We start from the raw sequence: 16,534 nt of genomic DNA, 5'->3' as shown, positions 1-16,534 counted from the left end.
CGATCATGAAGCGATTTATTGAAGGTGAGGCTCGGACGCAAGTGACGTTGCTGCCAGAGTGTCTGGACGATTACGTAGCCGAAGAAAATCCAGTGCGCGTGGTCGATGTTTTCGTCGATGAACTCGACCTGGGCGCACTTGGTTTTGAGGGCGTCGATCCTGCCGCAACGGGTCGTCCGGCCTACCACCCAGCGGTCTTGCTGAAGATCTATATTTACGGCTACCTGAATCGGATTCAGTCCAGCCGCAGGCTTGAGCGTGAGGCCGAGCGCAACGTCGAGTTGATGTGGCTAACGGGGCGTTTGGCTCCGGACTTCAAAACCATTGCCGACTTTCGCAAAGATAACGGCAAAGCCATTCGCAGCGTATGCCGCCAGTTCGTAGTGCTTTGTCGCAACCTCAATCTCTTCTCCCAATCGATCATCGCCATCGACGGCAGCAAATTCAAAGCCGTCAATAATCGCGACCGCAACTTCACTCAGGGCAAGGTGAAGGCACGCATGCAGCAGATCGAGCAGAGCATTGATCGCTATCTGGCGGCGATGGATTCGGCGGATCGGGCAACGCCCGAAGTGGCCGAGGCCAAAGCAGAGCGGCTTAAAGAAAAGATAGAAACACTGAAAAAACAGATGCAGAAACTCAAGGAAATCGAGGTGCAGCTGCACGAAAGTCCAGACCAGCAGATCTCCCTCACAGACCCAGATGCACGCTCAATGGCCACGAGCGGCCGAGGCACCGGAACGGTTGGCTACAACGTACAAACAGCTGTCGACGACAAACACCATCTGATCATTGCCCATGAGGTGACCAACGTTGGTAATGATCGTGGGCAACTGAGCAATATGGCGAACCAGGCGCGTGAAGAAATCGAGGCTGAATCGCTAACGGTGGTTGCCGACCGAGGCTATTACAAAGGTCTGGAAATCCTTGCTTGCGAGCAAGCCGGCATCACTACCTACGTACCGAAACCCCTCACATCTGGCAGCAAAGCCGAAGGCAGATTCGGCAAGCAGGATTTCATCTATCTTATTGCGTCGGACGAGTATCGATGCCCTGCGGGGCAGTTACTAACCAGGCGGCATTCGTCGATGGAAGACGGCATGTTATTGCATTGTTACTACTTCTCGGGCTGCCAGTCCTGCTCAATGCAAAAGCAATGTACGACGGGAAAGGAGCGCCGTGTGAAGCGCTGGGAGCATGAGGCTGTAGTCGACGCGATGCAGGTTCGGCTAGAACATGATCCAGCGATGATGAGGGTTCGTCGACAGACCGTTGAACATCCTTTTGGAACGCTCAAGTACTGGATGGGAAGTACCCACTTCCTGACCAAAACCCTGCCAAGGGTGAGCACTGAGATGAGCCTTCATGTGCTCGCCTACAACCTCAAACGAATGATGAGTATCTTCGGTATCGCAGGACTGATTGAGGCGATTAGGGCTTGAATTCAGCCGCTTGCTCGCCCGTTAGGGGCCGTTTGGGCCGCTGACGCGGCCCAAACGGCATTACGAACGTCTATGTAGCTGACTAAGGTAATTCGCGCTTCGGCCCGCTGATTTCACAGGCAATCTTCGCGCCTCTCGGTTTTCGACGTATTTAGTGCGTTTTCACACAGCCTGGGTCGACTACTGCCTGCCTTGAAGGGCTGATTTCAACCCAAAGCAGCTGTTCAGGACGCTACTGTCCCCATAAATAATCGCCATGCGTTGAAGGACTATGTATTCGTCATTTGATATGCCGGTAGACCTTCGTTGTGCGCACCGAGAATCCTGTCCCCTCGTATAAACGATGGGCAGATTCACGGTCTGGGTTGGATGTTAAATCCAGTGTTTTCGCACCGAGGTCATAGCTTTTTTCAATTGCTGTTTGTATGAGCGCTTTGCCGACGCCTTGACCTCGAGCACTGGCATCTACTACGACGTCTTCGATCCAGGCTCGAATGCCTGTCGGAATGCGAAAATGAATTAGGGTTAATGCCCCTAAAATGCTTCCTCCACCTGCTGCTCTAACTACCAATAAGTCGGAGCACTCTGAATTCACTATCTGCTTCAGATTTTCCATTGTCATCGCTTGAGCGTTTTTGGAAAGCTGTGGGAGAAGGCCATTCAAAGATTTGAGCAGCATAGGATCGGTTTCTTGAACCACCTCGACAATAGGGGATTGGTTTGTCATTGGAGATCCTCAGTGAAGGGGGGGTGAAGCTTCGATGGTTCAATTCGTACATACCCCAAAGCGTCTGCGAGTGACCGCTTCTGGCCCGATTGTGTTGAAAAAGTCGAGCCGCCTGGCTACCCATACATTGAGCGGTGAAAATGCCTTTTTTGCACGCTGCTACGCTAAATATGAGCCCTGAACCCTCTGCGTAAATTACAGATTTCAATCTCAGGCGCGTACCTTTCTGCCGTGGAAATCGACGCCGACTTTTTCAACACAATCGGTCGATTTCAGCCTTTCGCGAAGGGCAACAATCGGCCAAAAGCGGTCAGTCGAGGTCGTCGGCCGGCGCCTTCAACCTATCGCCATAAAGCCCCCGGGGAAAAATCACCACCATGCGTATTTCGTCCTCTGTTGGCTCTCGTATTGACATATCGGTAAATCTCAATATCATGCGCTCATGGAATTACTCGAAATATTCAAAGCCCTCTCAAACCCTACACGCCTTGAAATCTTGAAAGGCTTGAAGGACCCCGTAAAGAACTTCCCTCCGCAGGATGAAGGTGACGTTCTCACGGTGGGGGTCTGCGTCAGTAGTATTCAAGAAGGTATCGGGCTGTCGCAGTCAACGGTGTCTGGTTATCTTGCAACTCTGCAACGAGTGGGCCTGGTCGAGGTCAGACGCATCGGGCAGTGGACCTACTACAAGCGCAATGAAGCTACCATCAGTGCGCTTGCCGAGATCATAGGGAAAGATCTGTAATTTTTTACCACATGATATCGATATATCTCGATATCCCTTTTTGTCGATGCGAGGATTTTTAATGAAAGCGATGATGCTTAAATCATTTGGCGGCCCGGAATCGTTCGAACTCTGCGACGTGCCCAAGCCAGTGCCGCGTGCGGGACAAGTCCTGGTGCGGGTACACGCAACCTCCATCAACCCCTTGGATTATCAGGTTCGACGTGGCGATTATGCCGACCTGGTGCCGCTGCCGGCGATTACCGGACACGACGTATCGGGCGTTGTCGAAGAAGTCGGGCCGGGTGTGACGGCTTTCGCTCCCGGCGACGAAGTCTGGTACACCCCGCAAATATTCGACGGCCCCGGAAGTTATGCCGAGTACCACGTTGCGGACGAAAGCATCATCGGGAAGAAGCCGCCATCACTGAGCCATCTTGAAGCGGCAAGCCTGACCCTGGTGGGCGGGACGGTGTGGGAAGCACTGACCGTGCGTGCGGCGCTCAGAGTGGGGGAAAGCATTCTGATCCACGGCGGCGCGGGAGGCGTAGGTCATGTAGCGATCCAGGTGGCAAAAGCCATCGGCGCGCGGGTCTTGACGACCGTGCGCGAAGCAAACTTTGAGTTCGCACGAAGCATGGGGGCCGATGTGGTCATCGATTACGAAAAAGAGGATTACGTCGACGCCATCAATCGGGAAACGGATGGCCGCGGAGTCGATGTGGTGTTCGACACCATCGGCGGCAACACGTTGGCGCGCAGCCCCGACGTGCTCGCGCAACTGGGCCGCGTGGTCTCGATTGTGGACATTGCCCAGCCACAGAACCTCGTTCAGGCCTGGGGCAAGAACGCGAGTTATCACTTTGTGTTCACCCGACAAAACCGCGGCAAGCTCGATGAGCTGAGCACATTGGTAGAGCGCGGTCAGCTACGCCCGCACGTTGGCGCGGTCTATTCGCTTGCCGACCTTGGACTCGCCCATGCGCGGCTGGAAAGCCCCAACAACGGCCTTCAAGGAAAAATCGTGATTGCAGTCGAGTCATCGCTCATCCCGTAAATACGCACTTTTTAACCGCTTAATTCAGTTTCGAGGAACGTCATGATTTATGAAATCGCTCTGCTCCCGGTTCACAAAGAACGCATTGAAACGTTCCGAAGTGCATTTGACGAGGTCGCTCCTTTGCTCAGACGCGCCAAAGGTTACGGCGGCCACCTACTCGCGAAAGGGATCGAAAGCCCAGAGATGTTCAACCTGATAGTAAGGTGGCAATCACTCGAAGATCACACGCCGGGCTTCGAAGCGAGTGAAGACCATCGGCTGTTCATGATGGGCTTAGAGGAATATTTTTCGGACGAACCGAAGGTCTTCCATATTGAGGGGGGAAACTTTTAGGACTGACGAACATGATGATCAAAACACTACCGTTGGCATGGGTGCTGCCATTGCCTTAAGAGACTTGTGGCCTTAAAGCAAATAGCCGTTGTGGGAAACAGACGTTCATGACCGACAACTTTCGGCCGATCAAGGGCGCTATCTGGCTCCAAAGCGGCCATCAAGTCGGCAAGCTGGTCGATCCGTGCGTTGTCGAACGTCCTTGATCGGCTGTTTATGACCATTGAACTGGCTCATCCGGGGTTGTTGCTTACACTTTCCACGCATGACTTTCGCCACACCTTTGCCGACCGTTTTTTGGCTTATCTGGTGGAGATGCGTGGGCATGACCTGGAGCGGACCACGGACGAACTCCGACGAGTCTAATGCTTCACCCTCCTCCTCTCTGGCGGCTCATTTTGGTAATTCCGCACAGCCATCCAAAAAAACCGTACGTCTGTCCAATTCTGGCGTTACAAAATGCGCGACCATTTCTTCGACTTCTGTGAGGCTATGGACATGCAAGCGACGAATAATACGGCAAGCAGTACACCTTGGTTCTGCCTTGGAAGGGAGACGAGTTGGTTGTGCTGCCAACGCCAGCCGGCGACTTAATCCATGCTGGCTGCATCGAGAGCCCTATTTGCCGTTCAAGGACGAAGAAACGTGACTGAACTGCGAGTCACTTGCGGGCTTCTTTTGGTCATCTGCGCCCCCAATGGAACAGCCTTGGCGTCGCAGGCTGCACAACCGTCACAAGGGTTTCGAGAAGGCTCTTCACTTGAAGTGCTCAGCCGAAACTTTTACCTCGGCAATGACTATCGGTCGCCTTCGCCCTCAGGCAAAAACCACATTCAGGAATGGGCCCAAGGGTACATTACGTCGTTCGAGTCCGGATTTACCTCTGGCACTATTGGTTTTGGCATTGATGTCCATGCGTTTCTGGGTTTGAAACTGGACGGCGGCAAGGGGCATTCCGGGACGGGATTACTGCCACTCGATCAAGAGGGTCGTAGCGAAGACAATTATTCCAGTGGCGGCGGCGCCCTTAAGCTGCGCACCTCTCGCACTACCTTGGCGTTCGGTGAAATGACGGTGCAAACGCCGGTATTCGACACGGCGGACAAACGCCTGCAGCCCGAGTACGCCACTGGCCTGCTACTGGATAGCCGTGAAGTCGATGACATGCATGTGCTGGCAGGTCACTTCACGGCGTTCAAGAATCAGAACGCATCGACCCGTAAAGGCGATTTCTCCGGCTATGGTGCAAGCTCCCGAACGGGCGGCATCGATTTCATTGGCGCCAACTTGTTTGAAGAACGCCCGGTAGGCGGTGCGCTTTATGCCTCACAGCTGAGCGACACCTGGCACCAATACTATGCCAACTTGCACCTGAAGCAGTCCGGGTTCTTCGTCGACGGTAACGTTTATCACACCAGAGATTATGGCGAGTCCGTGGCCGGAGCCATCGATAACACGGCCTACAGCCTGGCTGGCAAATACACCGCCGGAACTCATGCCTTCACCCTCGCCTACCAAAAGATCAACGGCAACACCCCATTCGACTTTATCGGCGGCGACTCCATTTACCTTGCCAATTCGATCAAGTATGCCGACTTCAATGGCCCCCATGAACATTCCTGGCAGGCCCGTTATGACCTCGACCTGGGCAGCTACGGCATACCTGGATTGAAATTCATGATTCGTTACGTCGCCGGGCGCGGTATCGACGGAACCCACGCGCCCAAAGGCGGTGGCTATAACCCTTTCGACGAATCGACCGGAGAGTACGCTCCTCAACAAGGCGATGGCGGACGACACTGGGAACGCGATATCGACCTTCGGTATGTGCTGCAGTCAGGGCCGGCCAAAGACTTGTCTTTTCAGTTGTCCCACGTGGTACATCGGGCAAACAGCGCCCAAGGCGGTGACGACATCGACAGGATCTATATTGTTATCGAATACCCACTCAAGTTTGGGCGGTTTTAAACATGTAGAGCGAGGGTCAAAGTGGGGTTGCAGCATGCAGCTTTCGCCAGGTTTGCGGCGACAAGCCTGTTTCGCGCCTGAATACTCGGCAAAAGTGCGACTGGTCGCAAAATCCATGGCTAAGCGCAATGACACTTAAGGAATGCGCTGAGCACAGCATGTATTGCCGTGCTGCCTCCACTCGTGCGGCGGTCACATACATCAGCGGAGTCATTCCGGTCGTCTGTTTGAACGCATGCGAAAAATGACTGACGCTCAGACTCAGTAACGAAGCCAGTTCAGTTGTTCGTATGCAATGGTCGACATGCTCATTTATGTATTCGTTTACACGGGAGATTTGCCATCGAGCCAACCCCCCCCTGTTTCTGTTCGGCAAAGGTCTGCTTTGACTGTCGACTGCCAGCAAGTCAATTGCCTGATTAAGATAAGTCGAAGCGATGTCCGGATCACGTTGAATGGCTCGCTCCGCCTCCATCAACAACGTCAGCAGTTGCCTCGTCTGTTTCAAATAGTTGGGACCACCAGAGGCTGTGTTGTCCAGTAAGTAATCTGCGCTGGTATTCCCGTTCATAGCTAACGCTCCTAGGCCGGGATCAAATCTTGGTGGCGCGTTTAACTCGTCACCATGGGGTAGCACAGGATGGTGTTGTGGCGGGGCCTCGCACAGCCCCAAACGAGTTGGCATTAACCAACACTAAAGGGGGGGTATTTATTGCGGAAGATCGATAATCCCTCGCTGGATACCGATAGTCACCGCGTGAGTCCGATTATGAGCTTCCAGCTTTTCCATTATATTTCGCAGATGCCCTTTCACCGTGTCTTCACCTATTGCCAGTGCAAGGGCTGTCTCCTTATTCGACAAGCCTTCGGCGACATTTTGTAGCACCTGAACCTCTCTGTTGGTGAGACCATCCTGGTCCATGTGAGCCGCCAATTCCGCCGCGATTTCTGGGGGGAAGCGGCGTTTGCCGGCGGCCAGGGCACGTATGGTTTCAATGAGCTCATGGCGCAACGTGCTTTTCAAAAGATAGCCTCGCGCCCCCGCCTTGATGGCTTGTAACGCCCTTACATCCCCTCGGTAGGTAGTGAGCACAGCAATACGAGCTTGCGGGAACTCGGACATGATGGAGCTGATGGCGCCAATTCCGTTTAGCTCAGGCATCTGTACATCCATAAGCGTGACGTCTGGTTGCGTCGTTCGGTATAACCGGATTGCCTCAAGCCCGTTAGAGGCTCCCCCCACCACGGTGATATCGTCATAACCACCCACTACTGCTTCAATACCTTCCCGTATCAGCGGATGGTCATCCACTATCAGCACGGTGATGGGCCTCTTGTGATCTACCATAGGTTTATCCTGCCCTGCTCGAGCGATTCTGTTTACGGCCAACCGAGTTTTCATAGGCCGCGGCGCCAGGCAGTGAGAGAGTAATGCGCGTACCGCTCTGGGGGTTGCTAACTATCGCCAGGGTTGCATCAATTCTACTGGCTCGTTCATACATGCCTCTGAGCCCACCGTGTTCAGGCCGCCCGTGCATTCTCTGATAGAGCGGATCAATGCCCACCCCATTGTCGACAACAAGCATCTCGAACGTGCCCGGCGCGTAGGTGAAGGTAACGGTAATCCGAGTAGCCTGCGCATGGCGAAGCGAATTGGAAACCGCTTCTCTGCCCACCTGGTAAAAAGCATCACGAACTTCGTTCAGCAGCGCCAGCGGTTCACCCAAGTTGCTAACGTGGTAGGTTGCAGAAAAAGGAACGCCGGCCTCCAGCTTTAAAGCTTGAAACGCAACGGCTAAATCTTCAGATGGCGCCATCTGGCCACGCAAACCTGTGATTCGGTCGCGGCCCTCAGCAATCACCTGCTCGGCCCGGTCCAGCGCCCGCTCCATCGAATGGCGAGCACGGGATCCCTCCGGCAGACTGTCCGCGACCGCCTGAAAGCTGAGCATCATTCCCTGAACGCTTTGCAGCAAGGTGTCATGCAACTCGCGCGCGATGCGCTCGCGCTCCTGAAAGCGCTCCTCAAGGCGGGTCCTAAGGGCTGCCTTTTCCCGTTGTGTATAAACGCGGGATATCCAGAACACAAACGTCAGCAGCGCTACTGAAAAGATCAGCAAGAATCCTGGGCGTAAATAGAAAACCTGAGGAATGCTGACGGTTAACCCCGCGTCAGGGGGGTTGAAATGCCCATTCTCGCCAAGCGCACGGACCTGGAATTCGTAATCACCCGGGTGCAGGCGTGAAAAAGCCGCTTGCCTGGAGCGCCCAGCGTCGACCCATTGCGAATCATGGCCATTCAGCCGGTATTGAAAGCGCATGGTCTCTGGTGAGGCGAGATTCAGAGCTGAATAGGTAATAACCAACTTTTTCGGCGCAGCTGATAACCGAACGGGGGCGGCGGAGATATCAAAATCATTTCCATCGACTGTCAGCGCCTTGATCGTGACGGCGGGTGGTAGTGCCATACCCGGTGGCTGGTATGGATCAACACGGACGACGCCGTCTCCGGTAGTGAACCATAGCAAGCCTTCGTCCGTGTAGACCGCAGTGGGCAACGGCAATACTTTGAATGGATCCATGGGCAGCCGGCCAATGTGATCGTGCGAGCTGTACAAGAGTGTGTCACCGCCCGCTATCACCCGCTCGATCTCTGCTGCAGGCAGTTTGAAGATGCCACCGCGACTGTGTACCCAGATATCCATCCCGGATTCGGCTGCGTTTTTATCAGCCGGTACGGCAACGAGCCCGTAGATATTCTGAAAGGGTCCGGCAGCCGGTAGATCCAGGCGATGAAAGCGTCCATCCTTGAGATACGCCAAGCCATGTTGACCACCTACCCAGGTGCGTCCGGGCAAATGCAGCATCGCCGTGGCATGGCCGATGTTCAAACCTTGCTGGTCGCTCCAGCGTACGGTCTTCTGCTCATCAACGGACACCAGAAGATTATCCCGGTAGCCGAACCACAGCTTGCCCGTCAGGTCTCGGGACGCGCTGACAGGCATTACCTGCCGTTCGGAATCACTGACCGGCTCAGTACGTCGCCATTGCTGATCAGCCCATACGAAAAGCCCTGCACGGTTGATTGAGACCCATATATCCCCATTCTTTCCTACCGTCATCGCCCTTATGGCAGCCTCGCGGGCGGATTCGACAGGTAAGGTTGCGATGCGCACCGGACCATCGCCTGAAAGCGAGTAAACCCCCCGATACCCACCAATCAACAAGCCGTGTTGCTGACTATTTACCAATGTGGTGATAGGCATATCCAACTCAAAGGTGGAATGGCTGTCGCCTCGAAGGCCCATTAGCTGGCCTTTGTCGGAGCCGATCCATAACGAACCATCACCGCTTACTGCCAATGCATGACTGCCTGCGCCGCTAGGCAGAGCGAGGTGAGACAGTGTTTTACGCTTGAGTCGGTCCAGGCCCGCATCCGTACCCACCCATAGGGTGCCATTACGGTCGATTAGCTGGGCCAATATATTGTCGGAGCTGAGTCCATCGCGAACGGTGTATGAGTTGATTGCACCCTGATCCTCGGCAGACTTGGGCGGCTCCCCGGCAACCAAGTGATGCACACCGGATCCTAGCGTGCCCAGCCAAGCGTCTCCCTGCTCGTCCAGAACGATACTGACCGTGCGTGATGCCGGTATCTCTTCAAACTCAATGTCGGCATAGCCTGTTTTTTTCAGACGCAGTAGATGGTCCCTGGAACGATCAGTTATCCATATGTCGCCTGCAGGGGACGATACTATTTTGCTGATCGATTGACTCTTGATGCCAATCTCCATGAACGCAGATGCCCCTGGGGGAAGCGTATATATTGCCTCTTCACTCGCTGCCCAGACATAGCCCTCTGCATCCACGTGCACCGCTCGGGCATGGCGGTCGGGAAAGCCCGCCTCCTTGCCAACCAAGTGCCAACCCGCACCGTCATGTCGGGCGAGCCCATCATCCGCTGCGACCCAAACTTGTCCTTGCTGGTCCTCGGCCAAGCTGTACACCACTCCGCCCGGAAGGCCTGGATCAACCGGTTGAATCACGCCGTTTGCATTGATCAAACGGGCCCCACCGGTACGAAACCCCACCCACAGACCTTCGTTGGAGCTGAGAAGCGCCGAGACCACGCCTAGCTGCTCACCGTCAGCAGGCGCGAATTTCTCGAACTCAAAACCATCGAAGCGATACAAGGAATCATGAGTACCCAACCAAAGGTATCCATCAGCGGTTTGCTCAAGCGCTCCCACTGAGCTGGGGCCCTGGTCGCTGGTGGTCCAGCGGCGATGGTCCATTTCATCCGAGATGCCCGCCGCTACACTTGAGCACACAAGGCTACCAAGCACGAAGCTCAGCAGCAAAACCACGTATATTCGCAAGGAATGCACCTACGGCACGCGCTAGCACGCGTTTTGTATTGAGTACTACATATGGGGGGCATCAAAACCGGCCCAACTGTCGCTGAAGCCATTCAATGATTCGATCCGCGACATGCTCCCAACCCGGCTGCGTTATGAGCAGGTGCCCGTAGCCGGGAAACGAGATGAAATCTGTCGGCGCCAACGACCGTCTCTGATAGAGATAGTTGGCCAAAACTACAGAACTGGCAACCATACGATCATCGCCACCGGAAATCAGTAACAAGGGCCCGCGCTCGTGGTTGAAGAGCAGTCTGCTACCCACGCCTAATGCTACCGTTGTCATCAGTTTTTGCGGGACTCTACCAACAAACTGTTCATATAGCGGACCGGTTGTCTGCCGGGATGCCGGATGCCCCATGCGGCGGGAGAATTGCGCAGGCGTCATGTGCAGAAAGCGCATGCCCTGCAGCCGTTCAGCTCTTGTCGACAGTATCTGCAGCAACGAAAGAATGTCCGGAAAGACCCGCTGAGGTCGGCGCGGAGCTATCGCGATGCCCGCCACCCCCAGACCACGGTCCAGCAGCAGTTGAACGACCAGCCCGCCCAGCGCATGGCCAATCAGAACAGGCGGTGCCGGGAAGGCAGCAATCTGTTCAGCGTAGAAGTCCACCAGACATTTAAGGGGCGATGATCTGGCATCCTTGCCGTGCAGAACTCGGTACCAACCTTGCTCGCCTTGGGCTGGCAACGACAGGACACAGCAGGCGTAGCCACAGGCCTTGAAGTGGCGCTCGAATTTGTCCCATACCGCCGAGGCCAACCAGTCGCCCTGAATAAAACAGACCTGGTAACTCACGGCCGGTAATCAGCGACGCGCTGCGTGCATGAGGTGGTGCTTATCACAAGCTCCACGCCCGGCTGCTGATAACGTCGCGCAGCTGATTCGATACGCTGGTCGGCCTTGGTGACACGCCCATGATGACGCATGTGCTCCAGCCAGGAGCCATCAACAAAGAACTCCAACCAGTTATCAGGGGTCTCGGTGTTCTGCACCAGTCCCCACGTCAGCGCCCCACTGCGCCTGCGCATCGCCCGGACCTCTTGCATGGCCCGCGTGAACTGCTCGGCATCTGCTTGATTGATAGCGTATTCCAACGTCACCATCACCGGTCCACGATCGCTGTCCTCTTCCTTCGGCGGGGCGGGTGCTGGCCAATGCAGCGAAGGAGTAATGTCTTCAGCCTCGGTCACCGGCAACGTCAGTCGCAGCGTCAAGAGCATTCCAACAATCAGAGTGACACTGGCGCAAAGCAACGCGAAGCCTATGTCGTAGTGGCTAGCGACGGCGCCCCACAGCACTCCGCCTGCAGCCATGCTGCCGAAGAATACGAGAATATAGACCGAGAGTACTCGCGCCCTGACCCAGGAAGGCACTGAGGTCTGGACGGCGATCTGCAAGCTCGATAGCACAGCAATCCAGGCCGCACCGCTGAACGCCATGATCGGTATTAACCAGATCAGGTCGCGTAGCAATGCCAGCGCGGCCAACACCCCGGCGTAAACCAGGCTGGCGACAATGACCAGCAAGTGGTTGCTGATGCGGGAGCGAATCGCTGGCAATGCCGCCGCCCCGACCAAGGCGCCAACCCCAACGCTGCCCAGCAAAAGCCCGAAGTCCATGGCGGTGCCCTGCATCTCGCCACGCACCAGCAAGGGAAGCAGAGCCATTCCGGCACTAGCGCCCAGGAAGAACGCGAACGTTCGCGCCAGAGCCCGTTTTAACGGGGGCGACTCAAGACTGAATACCAACCCGGCGCGCATTGCACCTACCAGGCGTTCCGCCGGCAGCACAGAGGGTTCGACTTGTCTTTTCCAGAAGAAGAGCACCGCAATTACCGCCACAAAAGATACTGTGTTCAGCGCAAAGGTAAGCCACGGGCCACTGAGGCTGATCAGTATCCCGGCGATGGCCGGACCAATTGCCCGAGCGACGTTGATCCCGACACTGGACAGCGCTATGGCAGCGGGCAGCTCTGACTTGCCGACCAACTCCGGGGTGAGTGCCGACCAGGCGGGCATCATCAACGCTGTGCCAATACCCATGCAGGCAGTGATGCCCAACAGCAGGGGCACCGTCACCAGCCCCGCAGCCGTCAATAACGTCAGAGTGAGCGCCGTAGCCGCCATCCAGAGCTGGACTGCCAGCAGAAAGCGTCTTTTGTCTATCACATCTGCCAAAGCACCGGCAGGCAACGCCAGGAAGAACATCGGCGCGGCTCCGGCCACTTGCACCAAAGCGACCGCAATCGGATTTGCTGAAAGACTCGTCATCAACCACCCTGCACCCACTTCGTGCATCCAGGTGCCGATGTTTGAGGCGATGCTCGCGATCCAGATCCAGCGAAAGGTGGAATGGCGCAGCGGGCTCCAGGCGGATGCAACAGGGGCCGATGTCACGTTATCAGAACGCAAAGCACGAACATCCAAAAGCGCCCCAGAAACCCTGATAATCGCTGATCGGGACTGATGACGTCCTCACTCGGCCATGCTGATGTGCGTGAACAGCACAAGGCCCCGAGCATTGATGAACGCTTGCCTGCAGGGGAGCGCTTGGTTTCCAATGCCCAGGCACAAGCGCCACGGGGGACCAATCCGGCATCACGGGTATTTCACCGGGGGACAACGGCCTAAACTCCCCAGTGGCATAAACCACTTTGCCACCGACCACCGTCAGCACCGATTCCATCCACTTGATCTGTTCTTCCTCGACGTTGAAAAAATCGGCGTTAAGCGCGATCAGGTCTGCCAACTGGCCTACTTTTAGTTGGCCTTTCTTGCCCTGCTCCGACGAAAACCAAGCACTGCCATGGGTAAAGAGTTCAAGTGCGACTGCGCGGGACAAGCCTTCAGGGTACAGTTCCATGCCTCCCACGGTCTTACCGCTGACCAACCAGTAAAGCGAGGTCCAGGGGTTGTAACTGGATACCCGCGTTGCGTCAGTGCCCGCACCCACTGGTACGCCCTCGGCGAGCATCCGTTGAATCGGCGGCGTCTGCTCCGCCGCCTTGCTGCCGTAGCGGTCAACAAAGTACTCACCTTGGAATGCCATGCGATCCTGAATTGCGATGCCTCCACCTAAAGCTCGCACACGCTCGATGTTGCGCGGGGTAATGGTTTCAGCGTGATCGAAGAACCATGGCAAACCGTTGAAGGGAATATCCTGATTGACCCGTTCGAACACATCCAACATGCGCGAGATGGATTCGTCATAGGTTGCATGCAAGCGGAACGGCCAACGGTGTTCCACCAAGTGACGCACCACTGGCTCTAGATCCGCCTCCATTTGCGGCGCAAGGTCCGGACGCGGCTCAAGAAAGTCTTCGAAATCTGCCGCAGAGAACACCAACATTTCGCCCGCACCGTTGTGGCGGAAAAAATCGTCGCCATCTCCAGGCTTCACTTGCTTGGTCCAGCTTTGAAAGTCTGCCAGTTCTTCCTTGGGTTTCTGGGTAAACAAGTTGTAGGCGATACGCACCGTAAGCTGATCGTTCTTCGCGAGGTCGCGCACCACCTGGTAATCATCCGGATAATTCTGGAAGCCACCACCCGCATCGATGGCACTGGTCACACCCAGCCGATTCAGTTCCCGCATGAACTGGCGCGTGGAGTTGATTTGATATTCGATAGGCAGCGTCGGACCTTTTGCGAGCGTTGAGTAGAGAATCATCGCATTAGGTCGCGCTACCAACATCCCGGTCGGCTCGCCATTGGCGTCGCGCTGAATTTCGCCGCCCGGAGGATTGGGCGTGTTGCGCGTATACCCAACCACTCGTAACGCGGCGCGGTTCAATAAAGCCCTGTCATACAGATGCAGAACAAACACCGGCGTATCCGGTGCAGCCTGGTTAAGCTCATCGAGCGTTGGCATTCTCCGTTCGGCAAACTGGAATTCATTCCATCCCCCTACCACCCGTACCCATTGCGGCGTGGGGGTGCGGTCTGCCTGAACCTTGAGCATACGCAGCGCATCAGCCAACGAAGGCACCCCTTCCCAGCGCAACTCCAGATTGTAATTGAGGCCACCACGGATCAGATGAAGGTGAGAGTCGTTTAACCCGGGGATCACCGTGCGCCCTTGTAAATCAACAACCTGGGTTGCGGCACCACGAAACGCCATGGCCTCGGCATCGCTGCCGACAGCAACAAACTTGCCATCCTTGATCGCCACGGCGTTGGCTCGCGGTTTTTCTCTATCCACCGTGTGCAGATCGCCATTGTAGAAAATGATGTCAGCAGTCATGTTGCCTCCTGAGATAGTTGAGGACGTTGAGCCTGCGGCTGCTGCAAACGGAAACGTCGACCACAGAGCGCCGGCAGCGCCGATCAAAGATCCAGCGGCGATAAACCCTCGCCGGCCCTGGTCTGTTGGTTTATTTGTCATGACCTCGCTCCGTCATCGTCACTTAGCCAGCCAGCGAACCAGCCGGTGACCATGGGCATGAAAACGTAAACCACCAGTAGAACAATGGTGGCTGTGATCAGAAGGTTGCTGGCAAAGTAACCACCCAGCCAGGGGATGTTTGTGAATACTGGGCGCCACGTCAGGGGAATCAGTAGGCTGAGAGGTAAGATCACCAGAAAGGTTACGCAGACCTGTTTCCAACGCGGCGGTTGCGTGTGCTGCTCGGTCGGGCTGAACCAGAATTCATTTGCCGTACTGACACCTGTCTGATCACCTTCTACCAGCAGCGGAAGCGCCTCATTGATCAGCTCTTGGCGCTCGACCGAATCGAGCCATGCCTGCAACCGCTGGGTAGTGCTAAAACGCAATACGATAGTGAAGCTAGCCAAACCTGCACCTGGGGCACGCATGACATCTACACCCAGGTGGCCTTCGAACTGCTTTGCAGCATCTATGGTTCGGCGTAACCAGGCTTCATATGGCTCAAGCTGCACGGTCCGCACGCAGTGGCGCACGACCAGCGTCACAATGTCGGGCAACTGTTGGATCATAGGGAGGCTCCCGAATCAGGACGGCCAGGGCCGCCCCGCAATGGCCTAGATATCAGCGTGAACCGGCGCCAGCGTGGGGCCGTGCTTCACCCGCTCTTCTGCCTTATGCACCATGGTGTAGGCATAATCGATGCCCATGCCGTAGGCACCTGAATGCTCTCTAGCCAAGGCCATGACCTGGTCGTAGGTGTCGCGATTTTTCCAGTCCCGCTGCCACTCCAGCAACACTTGTTGCCAGGTGACAGGTACCACACCCGCCTGGATCATCCGTTGCATTGAATAATCGTGTGCCGCCTGGCTCGTTCCGCCAGAAGCGTCAGCGACCATATAGATTTCGTACCCGGCATCGTGCATCGCCGAGAGTGCGAACGTGGTATTGCAGACTTCTGTCCAAAGCCCCGAAACGATCACCTTATTGCGCCCGTTACGCTTGAGCGCATCGCGCACTTTCTGGTCATCCCAGGAGTTCATCGAACTGCGCTCAAGGATGGGCGCATCGGGGAATACCTCCAGCAGTTCGGGATAGGTATGACCCGAAAAACTTTCGGTTTCGACAGTGGTGATAATTGTAGGCACGCCAAAAATACGCGCCGCTTTCGCCAGGCCTACGGTGTTGTTCTTCAAGGTTTGCCGATCAATGCTCTGCACACCAAAAGCCATTTGCGGCTGTTGGTCGATGAAGATCAGCTGAGAGTTGCTGGGGGTCAAGACTTCAAGCTTCGGGTTCTGCATTGTGCTCACCGTTTTACAAGTAAGGGGGGGTGTGAAGCGCCCGTTCACAGTCGCAAAGTACCGTCGCTTATTATTGGATTACCTTCTGATGTTGGGACTATCGTGTGATTGGCATCAACCTGTGCCAGCCCATGCGAACCGCCAAGTAGACTTCCAGGATGGCATCGTTGACCA

14 protein-coding genes and 1 pseudogene are annotated in these 16,534 nt (G+C 55.7%); 6 read left to right on the top strand and 9 right to left on the bottom strand.

The window, feature by feature from the left end:
* The first annotated feature begins 5 nt into the window (after window positions 1–5).
* Window positions 6–1,442: an IS1182 family transposase gene (locus FQ185_RS06000; RefSeq protein ID WP_149416705.1), complete on the top strand. Its 1,437-nt coding sequence runs from the start codon at window positions 6–8 to the stop codon at window positions 1,440–1,442.
* Window positions 1,443–1,722: 280 nt separating this feature from the next.
* Here FQ185_RS06000 and FQ185_RS05995 read toward each other — a convergent pair whose 3' ends face one another.
* Window positions 1,723–2,169: an N-acetyltransferase gene (locus FQ185_RS05995; protein WP_149416704.1), complete on the bottom strand. Its 447-nt coding sequence runs from the start codon at window positions 2,167–2,169 to the stop codon at window positions 1,723–1,725.
* A gap of 442 nt (window positions 2,170–2,611) precedes the next feature.
* On the opposite strand from FQ185_RS05995, the gene FQ185_RS05990 reads away from it, so the two are divergent.
* The 5 genes and pseudogenes from FQ185_RS05990 (at window position 2,612) to FQ185_RS05970 (ending at window position 6,254) form a co-directional block, all read left to right on the top strand.
* Window positions 2,612–2,914, top strand: coding sequence for a helix-turn-helix transcriptional regulator (locus FQ185_RS05990; protein WP_095195290.1), 303 nt, complete (start codon window positions 2,612–2,614; stop codon window positions 2,912–2,914).
* A 61-nt stretch (window positions 2,915–2,975) separates the two neighbouring features.
* Window positions 2,976–3,950: a zinc-dependent alcohol dehydrogenase family protein gene (locus FQ185_RS05985; RefSeq protein WP_149416703.1), complete on the top strand. Its 975-nt coding sequence runs from the start codon at window positions 2,976–2,978 to the stop codon at window positions 3,948–3,950.
* 42 nt (window positions 3,951–3,992) lie between these two features.
* Window positions 3,993–4,286, top strand: a complete 294-nt coding sequence (locus FQ185_RS05980; protein WP_149416702.1) for an antibiotic biosynthesis monooxygenase — start codon at window positions 3,993–3,995, stop codon at window positions 4,284–4,286.
* Between the two features lie 177 nt (window positions 4,287–4,463).
* Window positions 4,464–4,652 (top strand): annotated as a pseudogene (locus FQ185_RS05975) (site-specific integrase); the annotation flags it as partial.
* 279 nt (window positions 4,653–4,931) lie between these two features.
* Window positions 4,932–6,254 (top strand): OprD family porin, encoded by a 1,323-nt coding sequence (locus tag FQ185_RS05970; RefSeq protein WP_256730375.1) that lies wholly within the window; start codon window positions 4,932–4,934, stop codon window positions 6,252–6,254.
* Window positions 6,255–6,270: 16 nt separating this feature from the next.
* On the opposite strand, the gene FQ185_RS05965 is transcribed toward FQ185_RS05970, so the two are convergent.
* The 8 genes from FQ185_RS05965 to FQ185_RS05930 all read right to left on the bottom strand — a co-directional run bounded on the left by FQ185_RS05965 (window position 6,271) and on the right by FQ185_RS05930 (window position 16,360).
* Complete coding sequence (locus FQ185_RS05965; protein ID WP_149416700.1) at window positions 6,271–6,825, bottom strand: AraC family transcriptional regulator; 555 nt, start codon at window positions 6,823–6,825, stop codon at window positions 6,271–6,273.
* Between the two features lie 138 nt (window positions 6,826–6,963).
* On the bottom strand, window positions 6,964–7,602 hold the full coding sequence (locus tag FQ185_RS05960; RefSeq protein WP_149416699.1) for a response regulator transcription factor: 639 nt from the start codon (window positions 7,600–7,602) through the stop codon (window positions 6,964–6,966).
* Window positions 7,603–7,606: 4 nt separating this feature from the next.
* The gene (locus tag FQ185_RS05955) at window positions 7,607–10,621 is read right to left on the bottom strand and encodes a sensor histidine kinase (RefSeq protein ID WP_149416698.1); all 3,015 of its coding nucleotides are present in this window, start codon (window positions 10,619–10,621) and stop codon (window positions 7,607–7,609) included.
* Window positions 10,622–10,694: 73 nt separating this feature from the next.
* Window positions 10,695–11,471, bottom strand: a complete 777-nt coding sequence (locus tag FQ185_RS05950) for an alpha/beta fold hydrolase (protein WP_149416697.1) — start codon at window positions 11,469–11,471, stop codon at window positions 10,695–10,697.
* The gene (locus FQ185_RS05945; RefSeq protein WP_371926594.1) at window positions 11,468–13,102 is read right to left on the bottom strand and encodes an MFS transporter; all 1,635 of its coding nucleotides are present in this window, start codon (window positions 13,100–13,102) and stop codon (window positions 11,468–11,470) included. Before FQ185_RS05945 ends, FQ185_RS05950 begins: the two co-directional genes overlap by 4 nt.
* Window positions 13,077–14,915 (bottom strand): amidohydrolase, encoded by a 1,839-nt coding sequence (locus FQ185_RS05940; RefSeq protein ID WP_178113497.1) that lies wholly within the window; start codon window positions 14,913–14,915, stop codon window positions 13,077–13,079. Before FQ185_RS05940 ends, FQ185_RS05945 begins: the two co-directional genes overlap by 26 nt.
* A gap of 137 nt (window positions 14,916–15,052) precedes the next feature.
* Entirely contained in the window at window positions 15,053–15,628 is a 576-nt protein-coding gene (locus FQ185_RS05935; protein WP_178113496.1) for an antibiotic biosynthesis monooxygenase, read from the bottom strand.
* A 45-nt stretch (window positions 15,629–15,673) separates the two neighbouring features.
* On the bottom strand, window positions 15,674–16,360 hold the full coding sequence (locus FQ185_RS05930; RefSeq protein ID WP_149416695.1) for a hydrolase: 687 nt from the start codon (window positions 16,358–16,360) through the stop codon (window positions 15,674–15,676).
* Window positions 16,361–16,534: the final 174 nt, after the last annotated feature.

This window comes from Pseudomonas sp. ANT_H12B, from assembly GCF_008369325.1.
Lineage (GTDB): Bacteria > Pseudomonadota > Gammaproteobacteria > Pseudomonadales > Pseudomonadaceae > Aquipseudomonas.
Note: the sequence above shows the minus strand (reverse complement) of the source record. Positions and strands in the feature narration are given on the sequence as shown.

Coding starts and splice junctions, on each gene's coding strand:
- FQ185_RS05930 (WP_149416695.1), bottom strand. CDS start 16,360: ATGCAGAACCCGAAGCTTGAAGTCTTGACCCCCAGCAACTCTCAGCTG.
- FQ185_RS05935 (WP_178113496.1), bottom strand. CDS start 15,628: ATGATCCAACAGTTGCCCGACATTGTGACGCTGGTCGTGCGCCACTGC.
- FQ185_RS06000 (WP_149416705.1), top strand. CDS start 6: ATGAAGCGATTTATTGAAGGTGAGGCTCGGACGCAAGTGACGTTGCTG.
- FQ185_RS05965 (WP_149416700.1), bottom strand. CDS start 6,825: ATGAACGGGAATACCAGCGCAGATTACTTACTGGACAACACAGCCTCT.
- FQ185_RS05995 (WP_149416704.1), bottom strand. CDS start 2,169: ATGACAAACCAATCCCCTATTGTCGAGGTGGTTCAAGAAACCGATCCT.
- FQ185_RS05940 (WP_178113497.1), bottom strand. CDS start 14,915: ATGACTGCTGACATCATTTTCTACAATGGCGATCTGCACACGGTGGAT.
- FQ185_RS05985 (WP_149416703.1), top strand. CDS start 2,976: ATGAAAGCGATGATGCTTAAATCATTTGGCGGCCCGGAATCGTTCGAA.
- FQ185_RS05990 (WP_095195290.1), top strand. CDS start 2,612: ATGGAATTACTCGAAATATTCAAAGCCCTCTCAAACCCTACACGCCTT.
- FQ185_RS05960 (WP_149416699.1), bottom strand. CDS start 7,602: ATGGTAGATCACAAGAGGCCCATCACCGTGCTGATAGTGGATGACCAT.
- FQ185_RS05980 (WP_149416702.1), top strand. CDS start 3,993: ATGATTTATGAAATCGCTCTGCTCCCGGTTCACAAAGAACGCATTGAA.